Raw genomic sequence first — 22,128 nt, forward strand, 5'->3', positions numbered from 1 at the left:
ACTGCGGCTCGTTGTCAGTATTAATGGTCAAAGCGTTTCTGTTTAGTATTGGTTCAGCTAGTTCCCGAAATCTTGGTTCTCTACAAATCTGTTGTTTTTATCTGTGCAAGGATAGTTTTTATGTCAATTTATGTTGGTAATCTCCCCTTCGAGGTTGACCAAGGCGACGTAGTCGAAGTTTTTACCGAATATGATACAATTAAGCGCGTTCACCTCCCCATGGAGCGGGAAACGGGAAGAAAACGCGGGTTCGCTTTCGTGGAAATGGAAACCCCAGAGCAAGAATCGGCCGCTATTGCCGCTCTTGACGGTGCTCAATGGATGGGACGAGAATTAAAAGTCAATCAAGCTCGTGAAAAAGAACCCAGATCTTCCTTCGCTGGTGGCAATCGCAATCGGGAGCGTCGCTACTAATCCCCGATCGTAACCATTCTAGGTTATCGGAAATTTGGGTTGAAAACCCCGTCCTAAAAGGACGGCTTTGTGCGAGAATGTTTGTCGGTGGTTCCGAGCGTGAGAACGTGAGGAAACAGGTTAAACGTCCTACTCCGTGATCTCAAAATTTCTAACAGTCAATGGTGTTCAATTAAGTCCAAACTGTAAGAACGCAAAACAATTAAATACTGTGGGACACACAGAAATTTACGCTTGGGGAGTAGTCCATAAGAGTGCTTGCCTTATCGGTGTAGTCGGACTAGACATGAAACCGTAAGACCAAAATTAGCGTTGCTAGTGGAGGCAGGATTCAGCCCAAGAATCTCCGCACTTTTAGGGCGGAGAGTGTCAATGTCAATAGGGGGAGCGATCGCTCGTTTCCCCGCTTGTCTATCTAATATCCCAAGGAGATTCTTGTGGCCAAACGTCGTAATTTGAAAAAAGAAAAAGCTGAACGCAATCGCGCCTACGCTCGTCAATTCCGGGCTGCCTCTAATCGTACCACCACCAGAGGAGGTAGAGGCGGTTATTCCAGCGATCAAAGACAATCTTCGGAAAATGAAGGGGCAGCCGATACCTAATCTGCTGACTTAGTTAAACTAGCAATAAAAGCCATAGCCTCGCTTTTATTGCTGACTATTCCATCTAAAGTCGCCCCCAACACCGCCGCAAGTAATAGTTTAAACTGGGGACCGGGTTGATAACCCAAAGCTTTAAGGTCATTGCCGTCGATAGGAGCCTCAATCTGCGACCATTTAGTTAAATATTGCCAGATTAAACCCCGAATCCTAGTCTGACTCCTCACCGCCACCAGTAACAAACTAGGAACCTGATAACCATTGAAAAAGCTGACAATGTGACTGACGGGTCGATCATAAGCAAAATTATTGCTAATCTCCTTTTCCATAACTTCTAGTTTTTGTAAACGCTCCACAGTATCTTTGGGCAATTGTAAATTATTAGCGATCGCTATTCTTGCCCCCACAGCCAGAGAAGCGATTAATAACTCCAACCGCATTAACCAAACATTCACCGGCAATTCCAGACTTAAACAATCTAACCAACGACTGAGACAGCGCAATTGTCGCCATAAAGCCTGATTTAAACTTAAATCCCCGTGTAAACAGTGCAAAGCCCCCAAATCAGCCAACTTTTCTAAGGCACTTTCCCAGTAATCCGCCTCTAAAATATAATTCAACTCCGCTTTTAAACGGGACTGTAAAGCGGGTGCATTCTGATTTTGTTGCCGTGAGCGATCATAAACCCCACTTTCGATCGCATACCTAATATAGTTTTCTGTCAAGGGTTCAATAACAAATCTTAAGCGAGTGGCAAAACGCACCGCTCGATAGATGCGCGTCGGATCCTCGATAAAACTATTAGCGTGGAGAACCCGGATGTGTTGGGCGCGTAAATCCAACATACCGCCAAAAAAGTCGAGTAATTCCCCCTCTTTCGGCGAAGTTAGGCGAATTGCCAGAGCATTAATCGTAAAATCCCTTCTATACAAATCCTGTCGAATCGAACTAGCCTCCACTTGGGGATTACTGGCAGGATAGGGATAGAATTCCGTGCGTGCCGTGGCGATATCCACCCATAACGAGCCAAAACGCTCATCTTTGTGCCATAACAAAGCCGCCGTCTGAAATTCCCCGTGAATCGATAACCGGGCCCCCGGATAAATTTCCTGTAAACAATTAGCCAATTCCACCCCCGCACCCACACCGGCGGCGCGATGGCAGCCATCCACCACTAAATCGATATCCTGTAACAGTAAAGTATCCCTTTCTGTGGCTAACAATAAATCCCGCACCGCACCCCCAACCAGATAGAGATGCCAACCGCGTTTTTGAGCGGCAGCGGCGGCAGCTTGCAGGAATGACCATAAAATCGGCTCTAAACGCTCTTTAATCGCCGGTAAAAGACAGGAAACCAAAGCAACCCCTTCAAAACGCACCCGCTCATTTTGATGAATCTGTCTTAATACATCTGTACGAGTGACGATACCGACTAACTGCCCATTTTCTAGTACAGGTAAACGCCCTAAATCATACGTTACCATCAGCGACTCGATTTCCTGAAGAGAAGTGTCCGGGGTAATAGTTTTCGGATTACAAGTCATGTATCCCTTCACAGGAGAGCGAGAAAAGCCGTGATGGAGAGCTAAATCGAGGTCACGACGAGAAATCACTCCAACTAAGCGATCCTGCTCATCTACCACCGATAACCCCGAATGGCCGTAACGGAAAAGGATGCGCTCGGCTTGAGATATGGAAGTATCGGGACGAATTGTTCGCACCGGAGAAGACATTAAATCCCTAGCGGTGGGAGAAGGAGGAATTTGAGCAATTAAGTCCCCCAGCAGTTGGTTTAACTGTTGAACTGGCTGAACATCGCGAAAACTCACCGAAGCGGCCTGAGCATGACCACCGCCGTTATAGGGGGAAAAAAGCTGATATAGATTCACCCCATCGATTCTAGAGCGACCAATCACAGTTAAACGCTGTCGGGAATTATCTTCCTCGTCTTTACTATAACTATGGCCAAAAAGTAGCGCATCACTATCGGATAATTCCAGTAGGCGCTCGGCCACACTAGACAAACCCGGGATAAAATCGGCAGTATGGAGAAGAACGTGGGCGATTTTACGGTCATAAATCGTTTTAATCTCTAGATTTTCCCATGCAAGGCTAAATAACTCCTGTAAGCGCGGGGAAAAACTCGGTTGACAGTATTGGGCGATCGTTTTAATGTTAGCAGCACAGGTCATTAACCAAGCCAAAGCATAGGCATCCCTGGGGGTACTACCGGCAAAAGTCAGGGAACCGGTGTCAACGTGAATACCGAGCGCCATTACCGTCGCTGCCATCGAGTTTGGTTTAATCTGGGCTTTTTGTAAAGCTTCGACAATTAAAGTCGTGGTGGCTCCCACCGCTTCTAAATGGACGCTAGAGGCATGGATATCGCTTTCACTATCCAAATGATGATCATACAATTCGATCGCCTGTAAATGCCCTAAATCGAGCCACTGGGAGGCTTTTCCCAGACGCTCTCGCCACTGATTATCAACGATAATTAAAGAGCGAATCAGGTCCGGATTGACACTACGCATTTCAATCAAAGCGAATTCATCCCGATGCAGGGCTAAAAATTCCCTCACCGTCGGGTGCGCGCCTCCCGTTAACACAATGCGACTACCCGCTTTCAGCAACGATAAACCCACCGCTGCCCCCAAAGCGTCAAAATCCGCCGTTTGATGACATAAAATTAAATCCATAGTTTTTTTTGGGGTTTTAGGGGTTGGGGTTTAGGGGTTGGGGGTTTTGGGGTTTTAGGGTTTTGGGGCATTAGTTGAATTTCCCCATTTCCCCACCACCTATCCCCTAATCCCTATCTCTTATTTCCATTAAGTAACAAAACTTGGTAGGGTTGAAAACTGCGAGAGTAAGTTGCGCCAAAAGAGGTAAAATCAGGATACATCCGAGAGCCGATGACCTTGAAGATGGGCGCAAGCAACCCGTAAATCCATAACCTAAATGGTTCAAAAATATGGTAGTAGCGAAGATGTTGATCTTTCAAGCGAGGTAGTCAATTAGGATATGTGCAAAAGTAAGTTCAAATGCCTTGTGGCTATGAACTAAAGGTCTTGCCGTTTAGACCTTGGATGTCCTTATTCTTTGAGCGGAAGTAAACCACTCATTTAACAAGTCCTTCCAAAACTTCAGTTGTCTATAACTCTGGAGAACGGTAGTATATCAGGGAGAATTATCTAATATCAAGTGTTTTAGGAGAACCCAATCATGTCTATTGTCTTTCAATTTTTTCTCATTGCCCTAGTTTTATTTTCCTTGCTGATGGTGATTGGTGTCCCCGTTGCCTATGCTTCCCCCCAAAACTGGGACCAATCGAAACCCCTTCTCTATGTAGGTTCGGCAATTTGGGCGATTTTAGTTGTTGCCGTCGCTATTTTAAACTTTTTAGTGATTTAGTTTCGATCAGGGGAACGGGAGTCAGGAGGAGGTAGGGTGATAGGGTTTTGGGGTGATAGAGTGATGAGACAGCTTCCCCCACTTCCCCACTTCCCCACTTCCCCACTTCCCCACTTCCCCACTCCCCAATTCATAATTCATAATTCCCACTCCTATCCCCTTCTACCTATGACTGTTTTTGAGGGAAATTTTACCGAGGATATATCCTCTTGGCGCTTTGCGATCGTGATTGGTCGTTTTAATGATCTGGTCACTGATAAACTGTTATCAGGCTGTCAAGACTGTCTCAAGCGTCACGGGGTTGATGTTAATCCCGACGGTACGCAAGTGGATTATATCTGGGTACCCGGTAGCTTTGAAGTGCCAATGGTAGCCCGTCAAGTCGCCCTTTCCCACCGTTACGATGCCGTTATTTGTCTAGGGGCAATTATTCGCGGCCAAACGCCCCATTTTGACTACGTTGCTGCCGAGGCTGCTAAAGGCATCGCTGCGGCTGCTTTTCAGACAGGTGTTCCCGTTGTCTTCGGTATTCTCACCACTGATACTCTACAACAGGCCCTCGAACGGGCCGGTATTAAAAGTAATTTGGGCTGGAATTATGGCCTATCTGCCCTAGAAATGGCTAGTCTCATGCGTCAATTGCGCCCCCGGGATGAAGATAAACCCCTAGAATTATTGCAAAATAATCCCCAACAGGCACTGATGGAAGGCTAAGAAAATTCCCCCAGCATTTAGGATTTTAGTTGTCCCCACTCCCGGAGTTCCACTGATGAGCGAAGCTGAACAGAACAAATATATTAACCAACTCAGACGGCAATTAGTCAACGCTGTCGAGAGAATCAAGACTCTGGAATTAGATTTAGAACCAGAGGGGCGGATTACGGCAGCTTTTGACGCTATGGAACGGCATATAGATGAAAAATTCGCCGCAGTGGATGAAAAATTCGCCGCCATTGACAAGCGCTTTGATCGTTTGGAACATCAGTTCAACCGACTACAGGCTAAGATAGAAGTGGTTCTCGAAGCTATTACCGGTTTGGGGGATTTGCCAGAAGATGAATCATTGTCAAAAAATGCTCCAAACCACTTGACAAATGCTCTGAGATTTGGCATACTTAGGGAAGTGTAAAAAAACGGCTTGCGGGCATAGCTCAGTGGTAGAGCGTCACCTTGCCAAGGTGAATGTCGCGCGTTCGAATCGCGTTGCCCGCTTAGAAAAATCTTGAAATATACCTTAAGGTCAGGATGAATAATTTAGGGATATACCTTAAGATGGGAATTATCCGTGAGCAATAGGGTTGAGGATTTGGGGCAACCATTGAATCCCTTAGCTATTGACCACGAGCAACTAAAAACAAACGTTGATAAACAAAAATTTAGCTTGTGCGACCGCATAAATATACCAAAATCGACCAACACCAAGACTATCCTTGTCCCTGTCGTCGGAAAGGGACATTATGCCCGATTTTATTGACCGATGCCTTTGGCTGCGATCGCTGTCAACAGATATTTGTGCTACAGGAAAACGGTCAAATTATCGAACAATTAGCCCCCCACTATCCCTATAAACGCAGTTGGCGCTGGACGGGATTTCGTTGGGTGAGTACCAATCAGCGCCTTGGACAAGAGGTATTACCCCTGATGGTGGGGATAATTCTGTTATTATCGGTCGTTTGGCTACCCTTAATTTTAAAATCACCGCCGGGGGTAAGCGTGATTTTTGGGGCAATTCTAGTTATGCTATTAGTTATTTTGCCCGCATTCATCTTTTGGTTAGCCTATCGACGCTAGACAAGAATCTATGATCGAAAGTTCCCCCAAAACCCCCCCGACGATCTTTAAGCAAGCATACAATGCTTTTCTGTATCTAGGTCAATTCAATGGCAACGAAAGAAATCGCGGGGTAATCGCGATCGCTAATGCCATTAAAACTGGCTTTGATCGCATTTTAGAAGCCAATACCCTCGATTTAGAAGTCAGTCGAGAGATGGCCGTCTCAGAACAAATGATTCGCTGGTTACGGTTAACTCCCGAACGTTTAGAGACGACGGTGGAGGTATTGCAACAACTAGCGGAAGCATCGGATCCGCTGCAACAGGTAATTAACGCGGCCTATCAACTTAATCCGTCCCAAACCTATTGCCAAAGAATGCCTTTAGGAGTGATTGCCTTAGTCTATGAAGGTTTTCCCGAATTAGCGATGGTAGCGGCGGGATTTTCCCTAAAAAGTGGCAATAGTTTGATTATTCGCGGTTCCAATGCCTCTAGTCATTCCGATGGAGTGATTACGGAAATTATCCAAGAAGCATTGGAAGATGTGGGTTTACCGGTGGATTGTGTGAGTGGTTTACCCTGTGATTGTAGTCCCTCCCTAGAGGAGTTAGTGACCCAGGAAAATTATGTTAATTTGATTATTCCCTACGGTCGCCCTAGTTTAATCGGTCAGGTGAGTCAATTGGCCACGGTTCCCGTTTTGCGTGCGGCCATGGGAAACTGTTATTTGTATTGGTCTCCTAGTGGCGATTTGGAGTTAGCTCGTCAGGTAATTATCGATAGTCATGGCAGCATACCCGATCCGGTTAATGCGATCGAAAAAGTTTTAATTAGTCCCCATCACAATTCTTCAACTTTAAGTCGTTTGTTTAAAAGTTTGCAGGAAAAAGGCTTTAAATTGCGGGGAGATACCCGATTAGCGGCGGATTTTCCCGAACATTTAACCATTGCTACCGATAATGATTGGCAAAGACCCTATTTAGAAAAAACGGTGGCCTTTAGGTTAGTGGATACCCTCACTGATGCGATCGCTTGGATTAATAAGTATAGTAGCGGTCACGCGGATTGTATTGTCACCGAATCCTATCGAGAAAGTCGTCAATTCGCCATGGAGTCCGATAGTGCTTTAGTTTATATCAATTCTTCACCCCGATTCGATCGCAATCCCAAACAGGGAGAATCGGTGTTTTTGGGCATTTCCAACCAAAAAGGCCAGCGCCGGGGGTTAATCAACCTAGAAACCTTTACCACCCTTAAACAGGTGGTGCAGGGGTAGTTTTGGTGAACTGGGTATTGTTAAGTTAGCTAGGGTTTGCGGCAAAAAGTTTTTCGTGGGGGTAGGGGTAGGGTTGATTCATGAATCAACCCTACGACATCGGGGGGGCGGGGGGCAAGAGGCAACCCCCCCTGCCCCCCGACATCGGGGGGGTAGGAGGAATAAATAATCAGTCTTTAATAACTGGATTTAGTATTAGAACAATGGCGAGAAAATGACAGTTTTTAACTGAAATTACTGTCCAAACAAAACCGAACTATTGCCAGATCCTTGGAACAAGATCCAAGTCATCAGCAGATTAGATACAAAAATCGCTAAGAGCATAGTGACTACGGCCGCGGTCGTAGCTTGGCCGACTCCCTTAGCACCGCCATCGGTCGTTAAACCCCAATTACAGCCGATAATCGCGATTAAAGCCCCAAAAACCAACCCTTTAACCGGTCCACTCAGCACATCTCCCACGCGCAGGAAACCGCGAACCGAGTCGAGAAAAACTGAATTAGCAATCCCGTATAAACTTTGGCCGACCAGCAAACCGCTACCTAAACCGATCAGCAACGCCATAATACTCAAAGCGGGAACCATAAGACAACAAGCAATTAAACGGGGCAGCACCAGATATTCCACGGGATCGGTTTTGAGCATATAGAGTGCGTCGATCTGCTCTGTCACCTTCATGGTACCGATTTCCGCCGCAAAAGCTGATCCTACCCGACCGGCTACCACGATCGCCATCATAATCGGACAGAGTTCCCGACCGAGAGCAAGGGCCAAAATTCCCCCCACCATACTGCCAGCACCCAAGGCTTGGAACTCCCGGGCCACTTGGATAGTAAAGATCATCCCGATCACCGCGGCCGTGATCATGGCAATAATCAGGGAAGCAGGCCCGGCTGCCACCATTTGTTCTTGGGTGACGCGCCAATCGGGTTGGCGCGTGAATAGGAAGTAAAAAACCCTGCCGGTTAATAGTACCGCTAACCAACAGCGCCGAAACCAAGAGCTTAATTCCTTGCTAAAAATCGCCAATAAATTCTTCATTGTCCCCAAAATCGATCGGACTAGAGAAAAGTCTATCCTGTTTTGTCTTCTAATACCAAATCCTGTTATAGCAATTTCCCTAGTTGTGAGGTACAGAGTCTTAGGTTTTGAGGAGTCAGGAGTTAAGATTTTTGTGTACCTCATGAGATTGGGAAACGCTATATAATAAAACGAGTAAAGACAAGGAGATAAAATGCTCAAGAAAGCTTACTTAGCCGAACATCTAAGTTCAGAGGAACTGATACTAAATCTGGTTATTAAAAACTGATTATTTATTCCCCCTACCCCCCGATGTCGGGGGGTAGGGGGGGTTGCCTCTTGCCTGTTGCATGAGTGCCTCTCCTCTATAATTAGCCTATACTCAACGGATTTAGTATAAGCGGTTTAAATAGGGTTGGCTGAAAAAGTTTGCTCCCCCTAAATTCTCCTTAAAAAGGGGGACTTAAAGCTAAAAAAAGGGGCTTTGCGCCCCTAAAAATCTTTAGTCAACCGATTAAAAATCTACACCAGACTATAGACAATTACTAAACCCAAAACTGCGGCAAAGACAATTAAAGCGTAGAATTGGGCGCGACCATTTTCGAGGTATTTAAGACCTTCACCACTGACAAGAGTAGCTAAACCGGTTAAATTCACCGCCCCATCGATAACGCGATAATCCACCTCCATAATTTGCCGTGCGAGACGACGACAACCCTGGACAAAAACCCGATCATAGAGATTATCAATGTACCACTTGTTCAGGGAAAAACGATACAAAACGGGGAATTTTTCGGCAATAGTTGCAGGGTCAATTTTCTTCTGGAGATACATCAAAGAAGCGACAGTAATCCCGATTAAAGCAATCCCCACCGAATTACCCGCCATAATCAGAAACTCTGTCCAATCAAAAGCATGAACTTCTTCCACTACTTCGTTAGGAAGATGAATAAAACCCTCGAAGAAATTCTGCCAAGGTTTACCCACCAAACCAATTAACAAAGAAGGAACCGCCAAAATCATGAGAGGTAAAGTCATAGTAATTGGCGATTCGTGGGGTTCATGGGCATGATGGCCGTGGTTGTCTTCTTCTTGTGCTTCCGAGTCCAATTGCTTAACATTCATTGCCCCCGGTCCAAAAGCCGGAATCGCACCCGCATTGGCTAACAGTCGGCGTTTAATCTCCTTATTAGTGCCTCTAAACTCCCCTTCAAAGGTATTAAAGTACATCCGGAACATATAAAAAGCTGTTAAACCCGCAGTCCCCCAACCGATTAACCATAAAGCTGGGTTCGCCTCAAAAGCTAAACCGAGAATTTCATCCTTCGACCAGAAACCAGCGAAAGGAGGAATCCCACAGATAGCCAGAGTTCCCACCAGAAAAGTTAGGGCAGTAATGGGCATATACTTGCGTAAACCGCCCATCATCCGCATATCTTGGGCTAAAACCGGCTCATGACCGACCACATCCTCCATACCGTGGATGACCGAACCAGAACCGAGGAACAACATCGCTTTAAAATAAGCGTGGGTCATCAGGTGGAATAACCCCGCACTATAAGCACCAATACCCATAGCCATAACCATATAACCCAATTGGGAGATGGTGGAATAGGCTAAACCCTTTTTGATATCATTCTGGGTGAGGGCGATACTTGCCCCTAGGAAGGCAGTAAACGCCCCCGTCCAAGCAATTACCGTCATCGCCGTGGGAATTGGCTCAAAAACGGGATACATCCGGGCAATCAGGAAAACTCCGGCGGCCACCATGGTGGCGGCGTGAATCAGGGCCGAAATCGGGGTCGGACCTTCCATGGCATCCGGTAGCCAGACATGAAGGGGAAATTGGGCTGATTTGGCCACGGGTCCAAGGAAGACTAAAACGGCGAATAATGCCGCTAAACTGCCGGCAATGGCTCCAGAAGAGACTAATTCCTCTAGACGTTCACCCATGATATCAAACTCGAAGCTGCCGGTGGCCCAGAAAAGACCCAGCATTCCCAGTAATAAGCCAAAATCGCCGACGCGGTTGGTAACAAAGGCTTTTTGACAGGCATCGGCGGCCGCCGGACGAGTGAACCAGAAACCTACTAGCAGATAGGAACACATCCCCACCAATTCCCAGAAAATGTAGATCTGGACAAGGTTGGGACTGATGACCAAACCGAGCATAGAACTGCTAAAAATGCTCAGATAGGCGTAAAAACGCACATAACCGGGGTCGTGGGCCATGTAACCATCGGTATAAATCATCACCAAAAAGGCCACGGTGGTGACGATAACCGACATTAAAGCGCTGAGATGATCGATCGTATAACCCATTTTCAGGTGAAAGTTACCCGCCGATGCCCAATCGATCATTTGGGTATAGGGAGCGTGTCCATTGATTTGACTCCACAGCAGCGCAAAAGACAGCACCATCGACGCACCGAGGGTAGAAATGATTAATACAGCATTCACCTGTCGCAGACGATTGGTGACTTCATTAAAGGAAATTAAGCCCGCACCGACTAGGGTAGCGCCTACCAAGGGTAGGACGGGAACTAGCCACGCGTACTGATAAAGCGGTTCCATTCAGTAATACCTAGTTTACAATTTCACACTATTTGGTTTATCCTCATCTATTGTGACATAGGTTAATTCTTAAGAAAGTGTTTATACCTAGTTTTGCTCAACAGGGCGGCGAAAGGTCAAAGGAGCTTATCGATTTGGCAGTTTAGCGAGCGGGACGTTAATTTTTAGGGAGAAGCGGGAAAATTATCAAATAACCACGAAAGCAAGAGAAAGACCAAATACGGGTTTCCCCTAGCTAATACGACAATTTATTTAGTACAATTTAACTATACCGATCAAAATTAGTCCAAAAGGGAAATCATTATATAGCGCCTGTCACAGTTAAAATCATTGAGTATGATGGGGAGTCTAACTTAACGAGGTATCATGTCCACCGCCCGCCATATCCTAGCACTTCTAAAAAGTCATGTAGAGGGAGAAGAGCAGCAATTTTATTCTGCTGCCCTACAGATGGCTGCACACGAAGCAAGACAAGGACATGGTAAGTTAGCCCAAGAAATTCGCGAATTAATTGACCAAGCAAAGGCTAGTAAATCGGTTATTGAAAAAAAATCTGATCCAATTCCTTTAGTACAACCAAAAGGAGATTTAGCCAATCTGGTTTCGGTCAGATATCCCGATACTCGATTATCGGATATGATTTTAACCTCTGACCTTGAATTTAGACTTAAACGAGTATTAACTGAACAAAGACAAGGAAAAAGACTCAGAGAACATAATCTTATGCCTCGTCGAAAGCTGTTGTTAGTAGGTCCACCGGGTTCTGGTAAAACAATGACGGCTGAAGCCTTAGCAGGAGAGCTTAAATTACCTTTGTTTACGACTTTATACGATAGTCTAATGGGCAAGTATATGGGAGAAACTGCTAGTCGTTTAAAAGTGATTTTTGAGGCGATGACAATAACAAAAGGGGTCTATTTTTTTGATGAATTTGATGCGATTGGGACTCAACGTCACAATTCTAACGACGTGGGAGAAATTCGTCGCATTCTCAATTCTTTTTTGATGTTTTTAGAACAAGAGCAAGGGGATAGTTTGATTTTGGCAGCAACTAATCATCCTCAGTTACTAGACAAAGCTCTTTTTAGGCGTTTTGATGATGTAATTGAATATCAGCTTCCTGATGCCGCAATTATTCGTGAATTGATTGAATCTCGTCTTATTTCTTTTGAAATTGACTGGAAAGATTGGTCAAACATTCTTAATCAAGCCAATGGACTCGCTCAAGCTGAAATTGTCAGAGCGACAGATGACGCAGCCAAGCAAGCTGTTTTGTCAAATAGTCAGAAGGTAAGCGAAGATTCTCTGATTTCAGCTATTATGGAACGTAAGGATCTGAACTTCAATGAATAAAACCTAATCCCATAATGTCGCAACGTTCTCGCCGTCTTCCTCACTTGTATCTACGGAATAACGATAAATTTCGTGAAAGCGTCAATTATACTTCACCGCTCTCAGTTAATGCTCCACCACCACCCGATCGGAACAGAATAGAACACGCTGCAAAATTAGAACTTGCTATTGGTGAAGCGATTACGAAAGCTCGTCAACAATTAGAATCCCGTTTATCGGAAATTGCCGTCGGACAACCCGGATTCTATTTAGAATTTCAGGTAACAAAAGATCAAGCGAATGCTTTTGAAAATTTAGGAGATAAACGCAAAAAAATTGAATTAGTTGCTGTTAAGCCTTCTCCTGACCAAGAAAATATAGTTAAGGCTACTGTTTTTGTACCAGAGTCAGCGACAGAATTTTTTGAGAACAAAGTAGAAGAATATCGTGATGAAGAAACAACAAAAGGAAACCCAAAAAATGCAGCCCTAATAACACGACTAGAAAACGTTGAAATTGGTACAGTTCAATCATTATTTACTGATGATCCTGCTTTATTTCCTCAGAATGGACAATCAATATGGTGGGAAGTATGGTTACGTCGTGGACAACTTGAAGACTTCCAAACCATTGCTCAAAGACTCGATATTATGACTAAATCTCATATACATTTTCCCGAAAGAACTGTTACTTTAGCTATGGCTAATGTAGAAAAAATACAGCAAGTTCTTCAAAATTCTGATACGGTTGCAGAATTAAGAATTGCTAAAGATACGCCTTCCTTTTTTCTTGATATGAAATTAATTGAAAAGGAGGAATGGGTCGAGGATTTATGGAATCGAACTTTACCTCCTAGAGATAATGCTGTTGCTGTCTGTCTTCTTGATTATGGAGTTAATAGACGACATAAACTGATTGAAAAAGGTCTTGATAGTAGTGATTTATATACTTGTGATCCTAATTGGGGAACTCATGATCCTCATAATACACATGGTACAGAAATGGCGGGTTTAATTCTTTATGATGATTTATTTAATGCTTTACAAACACAAGGATATATAACGCTTATTCACCGTTTAGAATCAGTTAAAATTCTCCCTCCTGTCGGACAAAATGATCCTGAACTTTATGGCGCAATTACAGAGCAAGCAGTCTCTCGTCCAGAAATACAAAATCCCAAGCGAAAACGTATTTTCTGTATGGCTGTAACTAGCGAGCAGCCATCACCAAATTATGGAACTCCCTCCTCATGGTCAGCAGCAATAGATCAACTATCTTTTGGTGAAGATAATTTTAAGCGATTAATCATTATTTCAGCAGGAAATATCAGAGAAGAAATATCTTTATCTGATTATTTAACCCGCAATGATGTGGCAACAATTGAAAACCCAGCACAAGCTTGGAATGCTCTTGTTGTGGGAGCTTACACTGAAAAAGTTAATATCAGTCATCCCGACTTTCAAGGTTGGCAACCTGTAGCTCCTTGGGGTGATTTATCTCCTAAAAGTTGTACTTCTGTTTCTTGGGAAAATCAATGGCCAATTCGTCCGGATATTGTTTGTGAAGGAGGAAATTATGCCTCAGATGGGGAAAATTATGCACAAATGATTGACGATTTATGCTTATTAACAACTGCTCATAGTCATAACTATAAATTGTTTACTTATATGTGTGATACCAGTTGTGCAACTGCACTCGCTAGTTATATGGCTGCTCGAATTCTTTCAGAAAATCCCAAATATTGGCCAGAAACAATACGCACTTTAATTGTTCATTCAGCCGAATGGACTGTTAGGATGAGAGCTAATTTTCCAAAGAAATTGAAGCAGCAAGATAAAAAAAATTTGATTCGTCGCTATGGATATGGTGTTCCTGATTTAGACAGAGCTTTAAAAAGTTCAAATAGTGACTTAACACTGGTTATTGAAGATCAACTGACACCTTTTAAAAAAGATGGTAGTGACATTAAAACAGACAAAATGAATTTTCATAGCTTACCCTGGCCAAAAGAAAAGCTAGAACAATTAGGAGAAGCCAAGGTAGAACTGAGAGTAACTTTATCGTATTTTATAGAACCTAATCCAGGGGAGCGAGGTTATAAAAGAAAACACCATTATGCCTCTTATGGACTCAGATTTCAAGTAAAAAAACCTTTAGAGACCAATCAACAATTTCAAAATAGAATTAATAAAGCTACCAGAGAAGAAGAAAAAAATATTTCTGGCAGTAAAGAGGAAGATAACTGGTTTTTGGGTCCTCATTTAAGGAGTCAAGGTTCACTTCATTCTGATATATGGACAGGAACGGCCGTCGATTTAGCAAGTAGAGGAATCATAGGCGTTTATCCTGTTGGTGGATGGTGGAAAGAACAAACACAAGAGGAACGCCATGATCAACCTGTTCGCTATACATTAATTGTAACGATTCGAGTACCAGAAATTGAGTGTGATATTTACACCCCTGTATCTAATTTAATTTTAATCAGTCAAGATACACCCACTAACATACCAATAGAAACAGAGATTTAATCTTTACATCGAACTTCATCCATTAAATATATCTCAGGAATTGAGAAAATTGGTAACGATTCTCTGTCAGTTTCCCTAAGTAGTCGTGCAAAATTAATTTCCTAGTAAAGATAGGCAAAAGGCAAGAGGCAAAAGGCAAGAGGGGGTTAGATATGTGTAATTAATTTTGCTTAGGTACTTACCAACCTTTTCACCTTCCCTCCCCAACAATCCAACTTAATCAGCGTGATTTAGACATGGCTAGAGGAAATAGAGGTGTAGAGGAAATAAAAAGTTAGTCAATAGTGGGTAAAATGTTTGTGTATAGGACATTTTTTCCCCATGACTAAACCCTTAGACTCCCTGAAACAGCCCAATCCCTCGGAAAAAACAGCCCCTAGAGATGATTGGTTAGATAGCGAACTATCTCGTTTAGAAGATTATGAACCTTACGATTGGGGAGAAATAGATCCCTTAATGTTAGGCAAACCCGTACAATATGTTTCTAGTATTGGCTTAGTTGTCGAGGGTGGCAAAGATTGGGGTTGCTGATTGGCAATAGGAATCTTCTTGTGTGGGTTTTTTAAAACCTAGAGCCAAACTAACTTTTGGATAGGATGCACAGTTGGCATTCATAGCTTGAGTCAGCAACACCCCTCCCCAACAACCCAAGTTAATCAGTGCGATTAAAACATGGCTAGAGGAAATAGAGGTTTAAGCGATGGTTAACCTTCTGGATCTTAGTCAGTTATACTAAGGGACTTGCGCTTTGATAATGTACCTTTTGGGCGAACGCAGTTCGCCCCTACGTTGTGGACAAAATCCGTTACTGTAGGGGCGCAAAGCTTGCGCCCTCCGATCGATCAAGTTTGCTGATCACCCTAAGTAGGGGGAGAGCCTTCGAGAGCCTCCGCAGCTAAGGGACTTGCGCTTTGATAATATGCCATCTGGCTGGTCTGATTCTTCTACAGAGCGATTTTCTGGCTGGGATATTATTCCCACGCAAGTCCCTAAGTATATCCATAACTTAGACTCCTTAATAGCAGAACCGACAGAAGAGCAATATTTACCTATTCAGGTATTAGATACCCTAGCTGATCCATCTGCCAACCTAACTGAGTTGGCTGCTGATAAACCTTTTTTAAAGTGTTAATATCCCGGCTAGAAATCGGTGGAATATCCCTAGTTTGAGCGAAATACATCACGTCCGTCTCTAGGGGACTATGACCCCAAATTCCCAAAGCATGACCTAATTCGTGCCGCGCTGCGGCTAAGGCCGACCGATCAGCTAAATTAGGACTAATCTGGATACTCATCCGATGAGTTAAGCGATTTTCCTTGACAAAAATCTCGTATTGTGTTATGGCAGAACGCACCCGGGGCAGTTCTAACTTACCGGTTTCGGCATTAAAACGGACTCCCGATGGCGGTAACTCCCGTTTAATGAGGATATCGGCTAATTCTGCCCGATTTACCAACTCGATCGGCAAATACTGCCCCCATTCAGCGATCGCCTCCTGTACCAAACTCAGCCAAGAACTGCGATCGCTCTGAAGATAAATCTTCACAGGAAATTGCGACCAAATCAACGCTCCCACGGGACTGATTTCCACAGCATCAAAATAATCCCCGGGTTGGTTTTGCTCTTGCCATTGGGCTAAATTAGCGGGTAAAGGATGGGTTTTTAACTCCGGTAGCGCTCGACTGTCGGCAATCAGAGAATAGGAAAACAGCAAAAGACTCGCCAAGGCTGCGAGTCCTAGAAAAGAGAACCGACCTCTTAGCATTTAGCGATTTAACCAGCCGGCGCTCAGTACAATGGTTAGGGTGATAAATACCGTCCCCAAGGCCCAAGTCACCTGATTTAAGGTTTTTTCCGCCGTTTTTGCGCTGGTAAAAATCTGTGATTGACCGCCAATACCGCCAATACCATCCCCTTTGGGACTGTGTAATAACACCAAAATCGCCAGAAAGGCCGCCGCCAGCGCCCAAATAATCTGTACTACCAGCACCACTGTCATGATCATTACTCTCTATTTTCCATTACAAAGTATAGCAGTTATCATCAGTTATCAGTTATCAGTTATCAGTTATCAGATGTAAGTTTTAAATTTTTATGGCTCTCTCGGAAATTGGGTGAAAAATGTTCATTATCTTACATTCAAAGATGCCCTACACCCTTTCTTCAATAAGATTTGCTGATCAGCATAACTACAAGAGAGCGGTTTTTATTGGTCATTTTTCTGCTAATTAGGGCTTGCTGAATAATGGTGAAATATAGACGAGGTAAGGGTTTTAGTGTCTTGTTTCGCGAAACAGGTGCAAGATTTTGAGAGAATCGTGCTTCCAAACCTTGCGTCTTCATCGGCCCGCGTCCTGTAGGGGCGAAGCATTCGGGCAATAACCTATCGGTGAAACCGGAGATTTTCTATCCGAATGCTTCGCCCGTACTTTTTGCCGCAAACCCTAATTAGCCAATTTTTTAATTATTTCCACTGATTACTGATTACTGATTACTGATCACTGTTAAAGCGAGATGCGGACGGGAGTGCGACTGGCTTTAATTGCCACTTCGGCCGGTTTAATCAGCGATCGCCCGGTCATTTCCACCGGGACGGGAATTTGGAGAATTTCGAGGATAGTGGGGGCAATATCGGCTAAACGACCATCATCCCGCAACTGCACATCGCCACCGTGGCCCGGTATTTTTCTCCCTTCCCCTTCAATTAAAATTAAAGGAACGGGATTAGTCGTGTGGGCAGTCCAAGGATTACCCGACTCATCCACCATCGTTTCCGCGTTACCGTGGTCGGCAGTGATTAACACTGTTCCCCCCAATTTATTGATGCTACTTAACAACTTAGCCAAGCATAGATCCACCGTTTCCACTGCTTTCATGGCCGCGTCTAAAATGCCCGTATGACCCACCATATCGGGGTTAGCGTAATTAACCACCACAAGACTATAGATCCCCTGTTCGATCGCCCCACAGACCGCTGCTGTCACCGTGGCTGCCGACATAGCCGGCGCTTGGTCATAGGTGGCGACTTTCGGACTAGGAATTAATTCGCGCACTTCTCCCTCAAAGGGTTTTTCTAATCCCCCATTAAAAAAGTAGGTGACGTGGGGATATTTTTCGGTTTCTGCACAACGAAACTGTTTTAATCCCTGTTGAGCGATCACCTGTCCTAAAATATTATTTAAATTCTGGGGAGCAAAGGCCACATCTACCGGTAATTTCGGATCGTATTGGGTAAAAGTGACAAAACTAAGGGGAGAAATTAAATCTCGATCGAAATCTTCAAAATCGGGCATAGTCAGGGCATAACACAACTGTCTAGCTCGATCGGGACGGAAATTATAGAATATCACCCCATCGCCCGCTTCGATCGCCCCTGGTGCAATTCTGGTGGGGGGAATAAATTCATCGGTAATATTTTGATCATAAAATGCCTGTAATACTTCTGTGATCGATCGCCCGTCGATACCTTGATCACTGGTCATCACGTTATAGGCTTTTTCCACCCGATCCCATCGGCGATCCCGATCCATGGCATAATAACGGCCACTGAGAGTCACCATGCGACCGAGATTGATTTTATTAATATGTTCTTGAATCCTTTTAATAGCGAGCATTCCGTCGGTGACGTTGGTATCGCGACCATCGGTGATGACATGAATGCAGACATCGCTAATCCCTTGCACTTTCGCTAAGTCTAATAATCCCAGTAGGTGATCGAGATGGGAATGGACTCCACCCTCGGAACATAAACCAATCAGGTGTAATTTGCTTTTTTTAGGGCGAATCTCAGCGCAGAGTTTTAATAAAGCCTGATTTTGTTGAATCGAACCATCTTCGATCGCATCGGAAATCCGTACTAGCTCCTGTGGTACAACTCGCCCCGCTCCGATATTGAGGTGGCCAACTTCCGAGTTACCCATCTGTCCTTCTGGTAGTCCCACATCCTTAGCGGAGGTGCGGATTAAGGTGTGGGGATAAACTTCCCAGAGACTATCCATAATCGGGGTTTTCGCCATTGCGATCGCATTATCCGACCTTTGCGGGCGATAACCCCAACCATCAAGGATAACCAGTACGACTGGGGATATAGGTGCGTGGGTCATGATATACAGTCCTAAATTAAGAGTGGATTTCCATGCACTAAGATAATATCATCGAAACTTCCATTGATCACCGGTGTCTGGGCGATCGACCCCCTAATGTCAGCAAATGATGGGGTAGTGAGGTAGTGGGGTGTTAGGTGTTAGGTGTTGGGGTAGTGGGGGGGGTGGGGAATTTAGCTGAAAGCTCCCCATCTCCCCAAATCCCCATCTCCCCAAATCCCCATCTCCCCAAATCCCCTAACTGATCACCGCTCACTGAATAATTATGTCTCAAAAAAACGAAACAACTGCTTTAATAATCGCTCTTTTAGCCACTGCGGGCATTTTAGGTGGGGGTTACTTCTGGCTACAAAGTCAATGTGCCGCAGGTCAAGAATTTTTTCTCTGTGGCAGCAGTAAAAGTCCGCAAAAATCCCCCACATCGGAAAGTGCCTCCTCTCCCCTACCCCCTCCCCCCTCACCCCAGGGAGTGGTTAGTTTTGCCCCACCGACTTCTATCCCCAGTGGCACGACAATTCGCATTAACGGCTCTACCAGTATGGTACAGATTAATCAAGCCTTAAAAGCCGCTTTAACTGCCAAATTTCAGGGGGTAGAGGTCTTGACAAATGCTCAAGGATCTGATAGGGGATTAGAGGAAGTGGCCCGGGGGGCGATCGATATTGCGGCGGTGTCACGACCTTTAACCGAGTCGGAACGCTCTCAGGGATTGGCTTCTAGTCCGATTGTTCGAGATGCGATCGCTGTTGTGGTGGGAGTAAAAAACCCCTTTGCGGGGGGGTTAACCACTACCCAGGTTAAAGATATTTTTACCGGAAAAATCACCTCTTGGTCCGAGGTGGGCGGTTCTGCTGCTACTATTCAAGTGATTAATCGTCCCCCTATTAGTGGCACTTATCAAAGTTTTCGTGAGGAAGTGCTGCAAGGGGGGGAATTTGGTACAGGAACTAATTTTAAAATGATGGACAGGGATGCCACCACCCCAATTTTGCGAGTTTTGGGACTGAATGGCATTAGTTACGCCACCTATAGCCAAATTGTCAACCAAAAAACCGTCAGAGCGCTCGCTATTGAGGGAATTTTACCCAGTGAACCTAATTATCCTTGGCAGCGTACCCTTTACTACGTTTACAAAGAACCTGCTAGTGAAGCGGTTAAAGCTTTTATGGGTTTTGTGTCCTCTAGTGATGGTCAAGAAGCGATTTTTCGGGCCAATGAAGACCTACAAAAGTAGTTAGCGAGAATATCCGAAAATCTGGGAAATTTTACGCCTTGTATGACTAGGGTGAGTATTGCCTATTTTACCGTGGAGACGGGGAGGCATTGAAGCTTTGCAAGCTTTGGGACTGAATGGCATTAGTTACGCAACCTATAGCCAAATTGCCAATCAAAAAACCTGGGATTTAATGCTGGCGGCCGCTAAACGAGAAAAAGAAGGATGGATAGACAGCAAATCCGCCGAGAAGTTTTCCTGTGAGGATTTGCGGATGATTGATCGAGAATGGTTAGCGGCTTCCGGTGGCCAGTTCGGCTTTTCTGTCCAACTGGCGATCTACAAGCAGACAGGCAACCCGATCGGCGACTATAATCGTAAAACGTGGGAACGTTTTGGGGACGCAGTCGGCTGGCGAGTCAACGGAAACTGGGGAAAGAAAAATTACTCAGATTTCATGATATGGAGTACAACCGCACCATCGACAGCACCCAAGGGACACCTCCCGTTGGGGGGTGTTGTTTGGAAATTGGGGGATTGGGCGATGTTATGGTGGGGGGTTGTGTTCTCTCCTCGCGCTGCGGCTTGTGAATTGTAGCATATAAAGGGTTTCGCAGTTTTTTCAAACTCCGATCCTACAGGGGTTCAACACGAGGTTATCAGGGGTTCCGCGATTCGATACCTGTCACCGTCACCCCAGGAGGGTAAATGCCATTTTCCCCTACATAATCTATGGTTTATAATTACGATAGATATTAACCACCGCAAGTTAGGAGTCAATACTTGTCAAAAAAGAAATTTCGTAAATCTGTTGAAAGCATTCGTTATCAAATTCTGAACCATCATCAAAAAATTGCCAATGAGGAACAAAAAGAATCCCCCGATGAAAACTTAATTAATTACTGGAAAAGAGAAATTAAAGGTTTAGAAAAAAGTTTATCTAGAGCAGAAAAGCGATTAAACAGAGGAAAATAAGCAATGATTTCAAACACTGAAAAACCCTTGAAAGTCAACTCTACCTTGGCCACTCTATTATCTGAATTAGGTGAAGAATGCGAGACGGTTTTATTCTTACTAAGTCAGCTTAAATTACCAAGCCTAACTGATGACCAAAAAGGGGATATTTTGGCAGAATTAATAGGCTCAATTACTCACTTGCACGTTCATACCGAAAATTTACCTGATTTAATTGGGGATGAAATTTTAGCTTTGCCAGATGATCAATAATGTTATGATGATTCTTTGTTCTCTGGTTCAGTAGTAGTAGGTTGGGTTGAGGCACGAAACCCAACACAAAGCCTATAATTGTTGGGTTTCACTCTGTTCAACCCAACCTACATAACTTATCAAATCAAACAAATTCGTAATCTCATTTTAAAATATAAATTAGGAGGGAAAGATGAAAATTCGCTATCAATTAATTATTTATTGGAGTGAGGAAGATCGAGCTTTTATTGTTGAAGTTCCAGAATTAGCAGGATGTATGGCAGATGGAGAAACCTATCAAGAAGCCGTACAAAATGCTGAACTTGTTATTCAAGAATGGATTGAAACTGCCAAACAACTAGAACGAATCATTCCTGAACCAAAAGGACGACTATTATTTACCTAATGATGAAGTTTCTCTCGCCCCGGCTTGTGAATTGTAGCATATAAAGCGTTTCGCAGTTTTTGCAAAATCCGACATTTAAAGAATGAACAGGAGTCGCCAGCTTAAATCTGAATTGACGATTGTGTAGGGGGGTTCATCGAAAATTTGGGTCTGAAACCCCGTCGTTCTACGACGGCTTTACTGTTAAATATGAGCATCGTTTACGAAATATATGCTAAAATGTGAGGTATGGAAAAAGCCTATTCGTTTCGATTTTACCCCACACCCGAACA

Annotated in this window: 21 protein-coding genes, 1 tRNA gene and 1 pseudogene; 17 read left to right on the forward strand and 6 right to left on the reverse strand. The window is 44.3% G+C overall.

Annotated features, from left to right (window positions below):
- The first annotated feature begins 120 nt into the window (after positions 1 to 120).
- Together O9324_RS22735 and O9324_RS22740 are read left to right on the forward strand one after the other, a co-directional pair.
- Complete coding sequence (locus O9324_RS22735) at positions 121 to 414, forward strand: RNA recognition motif domain-containing protein (protein ID WP_288141379.1); 294 nt, start codon at positions 121 to 123, stop codon at positions 412 to 414.
- A 437-nt stretch (positions 415 to 851) separates the two neighbouring features.
- Positions 852 to 1,016, forward strand: coding sequence for an Asl3888 family RNA-binding protein (locus O9324_RS22740; RefSeq protein WP_002733784.1), 165 nt, complete (start codon positions 852 to 854; stop codon positions 1,014 to 1,016).
- Here O9324_RS22740 and O9324_RS22745 read toward each other — a convergent pair.
- Positions 1,013 to 3,712 (reverse strand): CBS domain-containing protein, encoded by a 2,700-nt coding sequence (locus O9324_RS22745; protein WP_288141380.1) that lies wholly within the window; start codon positions 3,710 to 3,712, stop codon positions 1,013 to 1,015. The genes O9324_RS22740 and O9324_RS22745 overlap by 4 nt on opposite strands.
- A gap of 523 nt (positions 3,713 to 4,235) precedes the next feature.
- Here O9324_RS22745 and psbZ point away from each other — a divergent pair.
- From psbZ to O9324_RS22775, 6 genes and pseudogenes are all read left to right on the forward strand, one after another.
- Positions 4,236 to 4,424, forward strand: a complete 189-nt coding sequence (gene psbZ / locus O9324_RS22750) for a photosystem II reaction center protein PsbZ (protein ID WP_002732865.1) — start codon at positions 4,236 to 4,238, stop codon at positions 4,422 to 4,424.
- Positions 4,425 to 4,592: 168 nt separating this feature from the next.
- Complete coding sequence (gene ribH / locus O9324_RS22755) at positions 4,593 to 5,138, forward strand: 6,7-dimethyl-8-ribityllumazine synthase (RefSeq protein WP_002767497.1); 546 nt, start codon at positions 4,593 to 4,595, stop codon at positions 5,136 to 5,138.
- 55 nt (positions 5,139 to 5,193) lie between these two features.
- Positions 5,194 to 5,490 (forward strand): annotated as a pseudogene (locus O9324_RS22760) (hypothetical protein); the annotation flags it as partial.
- Between the two features lie 74 nt (positions 5,491 to 5,564).
- Positions 5,565 to 5,636, forward strand: a tRNA-Gly gene (locus O9324_RS22765).
- Positions 5,637 to 5,807: 171 nt separating this feature from the next.
- Positions 5,808 to 6,215 carry a hypothetical protein gene (locus O9324_RS22770; RefSeq protein ID WP_002767499.1) on the forward strand — a complete coding sequence of 136 codons (408 nt, stop codon included), beginning with the start codon at positions 5,808 to 5,810 and terminating at the stop codon, positions 6,213 to 6,215.
- Between the two features lie 10 nt (positions 6,216 to 6,225).
- Positions 6,226 to 7,473 carry a glutamate-5-semialdehyde dehydrogenase gene (locus tag O9324_RS22775; protein ID WP_002767500.1) on the forward strand — a complete coding sequence of 416 codons (1,248 nt, stop codon included), beginning with the start codon at positions 6,226 to 6,228 and terminating at the stop codon, positions 7,471 to 7,473.
- Between the two features lie 234 nt (positions 7,474 to 7,707).
- Here O9324_RS22775 and O9324_RS22780 read toward each other — a convergent pair whose 3' ends face one another.
- Together O9324_RS22780 and O9324_RS22785 are read right to left on the reverse strand one after the other, a co-directional pair.
- Positions 7,708 to 8,514: an MlaE family lipid ABC transporter permease subunit gene (locus O9324_RS22780; RefSeq protein WP_043996589.1), complete on the reverse strand. Its 807-nt coding sequence runs from the start codon at positions 8,512 to 8,514 to the stop codon at positions 7,708 to 7,710.
- Between the two features lie 501 nt (positions 8,515 to 9,015).
- A complete protein-coding gene (locus O9324_RS22785; protein WP_288141381.1) occupies positions 9,016 to 11,067 on the reverse strand; it encodes an NAD(P)H-quinone oxidoreductase subunit 5 in 2,052 nt (683 codons plus the stop codon).
- A 366-nt stretch (positions 11,068 to 11,433) separates the two neighbouring features.
- Here O9324_RS22785 and O9324_RS22790 point away from each other — a divergent pair, with 366 nt between their 5' ends.
- The 3 genes from O9324_RS22790 to O9324_RS22800 all read left to right on the forward strand — a co-directional run bounded on the left by O9324_RS22790 (position 11,434) and on the right by O9324_RS22800 (position 15,458).
- Complete coding sequence (locus O9324_RS22790; RefSeq protein WP_287629743.1) at positions 11,434 to 12,420, forward strand: AAA family ATPase; 987 nt, start codon at positions 11,434 to 11,436, stop codon at positions 12,418 to 12,420.
- A gap of 44 nt (positions 12,421 to 12,464) precedes the next feature.
- Positions 12,465 to 14,927 carry a S8 family peptidase gene (locus O9324_RS22795; protein ID WP_288141382.1) on the forward strand — a complete coding sequence of 821 codons (2,463 nt, stop codon included), beginning with the start codon at positions 12,465 to 12,467 and terminating at the stop codon, positions 14,925 to 14,927.
- 321 nt (positions 14,928 to 15,248) lie between these two features.
- On the forward strand, positions 15,249 to 15,458 hold the full coding sequence (locus tag O9324_RS22800) for a hypothetical protein (RefSeq protein WP_002761322.1): 210 nt from the start codon (positions 15,249 to 15,251) through the stop codon (positions 15,456 to 15,458).
- Between the two features lie 518 nt (positions 15,459 to 15,976).
- Here the strand turns inward: O9324_RS22800 and O9324_RS22805 are convergent.
- The 3 genes from O9324_RS22805 to gpmI form a co-directional block, all read right to left on the reverse strand.
- On the reverse strand, positions 15,977 to 16,693 hold the full coding sequence (locus O9324_RS22805; RefSeq protein ID WP_288141383.1) for a peptidase: 717 nt from the start codon (positions 16,691 to 16,693) through the stop codon (positions 15,977 to 15,979).
- On the reverse strand, positions 16,694 to 16,927 hold the full coding sequence (gene secG, locus O9324_RS22810; RefSeq protein WP_002736485.1) for a preprotein translocase subunit SecG: 234 nt from the start codon (positions 16,925 to 16,927) through the stop codon (positions 16,694 to 16,696).
- Positions 16,928 to 17,432: 505 nt separating this feature from the next.
- The gene (gpmI, locus tag O9324_RS22815) at positions 17,433 to 19,031 is read right to left on the reverse strand and encodes a 2,3-bisphosphoglycerate-independent phosphoglycerate mutase (RefSeq protein WP_288141384.1); all 1,599 of its coding nucleotides are present in this window, start codon (positions 19,029 to 19,031) and stop codon (positions 17,433 to 17,435) included.
- Between the two features lie 265 nt (positions 19,032 to 19,296).
- On the opposite strand from gpmI, the gene O9324_RS22820 reads away from it, so the two are divergent.
- The 6 genes from O9324_RS22820 to O9324_RS27355 all read left to right on the forward strand — a co-directional run.
- On the forward strand, positions 19,297 to 20,265 hold the full coding sequence (locus O9324_RS22820) for a phosphate ABC transporter substrate-binding protein (protein ID WP_288141385.1): 969 nt from the start codon (positions 19,297 to 19,299) through the stop codon (positions 20,263 to 20,265).
- A gap of 58 nt (positions 20,266 to 20,323) precedes the next feature.
- Positions 20,324 to 20,842 (forward strand): GUN4 domain-containing protein, encoded by a 519-nt coding sequence (locus O9324_RS22825; RefSeq protein ID WP_288141386.1) that lies wholly within the window; start codon positions 20,324 to 20,326, stop codon positions 20,840 to 20,842.
- 185 nt (positions 20,843 to 21,027) lie between these two features.
- Entirely contained in the window at positions 21,028 to 21,219 is a 192-nt protein-coding gene (locus O9324_RS22830; RefSeq protein ID WP_002745416.1) for a hypothetical protein, read from the forward strand.
- 3 nt (positions 21,220 to 21,222) lie between these two features.
- Positions 21,223 to 21,471, forward strand: a complete 249-nt coding sequence (locus O9324_RS22835) for a hypothetical protein (protein ID WP_288141387.1) — start codon at positions 21,223 to 21,225, stop codon at positions 21,469 to 21,471.
- Positions 21,472 to 21,643: 172 nt separating this feature from the next.
- Positions 21,644 to 21,856 (forward strand): type II toxin-antitoxin system HicB family antitoxin, encoded by a 213-nt coding sequence (locus O9324_RS22840; RefSeq protein WP_288141388.1) that lies wholly within the window; start codon positions 21,644 to 21,646, stop codon positions 21,854 to 21,856.
- A gap of 228 nt (positions 21,857 to 22,084) precedes the next feature.
- Positions 22,085 to 22,128 (forward strand): helix-turn-helix domain-containing protein (locus tag O9324_RS27355; RefSeq protein ID WP_353737494.1); only part of this gene is annotated, 44 nt, incomplete at its 3' end.

The organism is Microcystis sp. LE19-84.1B, from assembly GCF_027531875.1.
Lineage (GTDB): Bacteria > Cyanobacteriota > Cyanobacteriia > Cyanobacteriales > Microcystaceae > Microcystis > Microcystis panniformis.

Bases quoted from the DNA above. Each gene is read 5' to 3' on its own strand.
- gpmI (WP_288141384.1), bottom strand. From the start codon at position 19,031: ATGACCCACGCACCTATATCCCCAGTCGTACTGGTTATCCTTGATGGT.
- O9324_RS22800 (WP_002761322.1), top strand. From the start codon at position 15,249: ATGACTAAACCCTTAGACTCCCTGAAACAGCCCAATCCCTCGGAAAAA.
- O9324_RS22835 (WP_288141387.1), top strand. From the start codon at position 21,223: ATGATTTCAAACACTGAAAAACCCTTGAAAGTCAACTCTACCTTGGCC.
- O9324_RS22790 (WP_287629743.1), top strand. From the start codon at position 11,434: ATGTCCACCGCCCGCCATATCCTAGCACTTCTAAAAAGTCATGTAGAG.
- O9324_RS22780 (WP_043996589.1), bottom strand. From the start codon at position 8,514: ATGAAGAATTTATTGGCGATTTTTAGCAAGGAATTAAGCTCTTGGTTT.
- O9324_RS22735 (WP_288141379.1), top strand. From the start codon at position 121: ATGTCAATTTATGTTGGTAATCTCCCCTTCGAGGTTGACCAAGGCGAC.
- O9324_RS22745 (WP_288141380.1), bottom strand. From the start codon at position 3,712: ATGGATTTAATTTTATGTCATCAAACGGCGGATTTTGACGCTTTGGGG.
- O9324_RS22775 (WP_002767500.1), top strand. From the start codon at position 6,226: ATGATCGAAAGTTCCCCCAAAACCCCCCCGACGATCTTTAAGCAAGCA.
- secG (WP_002736485.1), bottom strand. From the start codon at position 16,927: ATGACAGTGGTGCTGGTAGTACAGATTATTTGGGCGCTGGCGGCGGCC.
- O9324_RS22785 (WP_288141381.1), bottom strand. From the start codon at position 11,067: ATGGAACCGCTTTATCAGTACGCGTGGCTAGTTCCCGTCCTACCCTTG.
- O9324_RS22840 (WP_288141388.1), top strand. From the start codon at position 21,644: ATGAAAATTCGCTATCAATTAATTATTTATTGGAGTGAGGAAGATCGA.
- O9324_RS22805 (WP_288141383.1), bottom strand. From the start codon at position 16,693: ATGCTAAGAGGTCGGTTCTCTTTTCTAGGACTCGCAGCCTTGGCGAGT.
- psbZ (WP_002732865.1), top strand. From the start codon at position 4,236: ATGTCTATTGTCTTTCAATTTTTTCTCATTGCCCTAGTTTTATTTTCC.
- ribH (WP_002767497.1), top strand. From the start codon at position 4,593: ATGACTGTTTTTGAGGGAAATTTTACCGAGGATATATCCTCTTGGCGC.
- O9324_RS22820 (WP_288141385.1), top strand. From the start codon at position 19,297: ATGTCTCAAAAAAACGAAACAACTGCTTTAATAATCGCTCTTTTAGCC.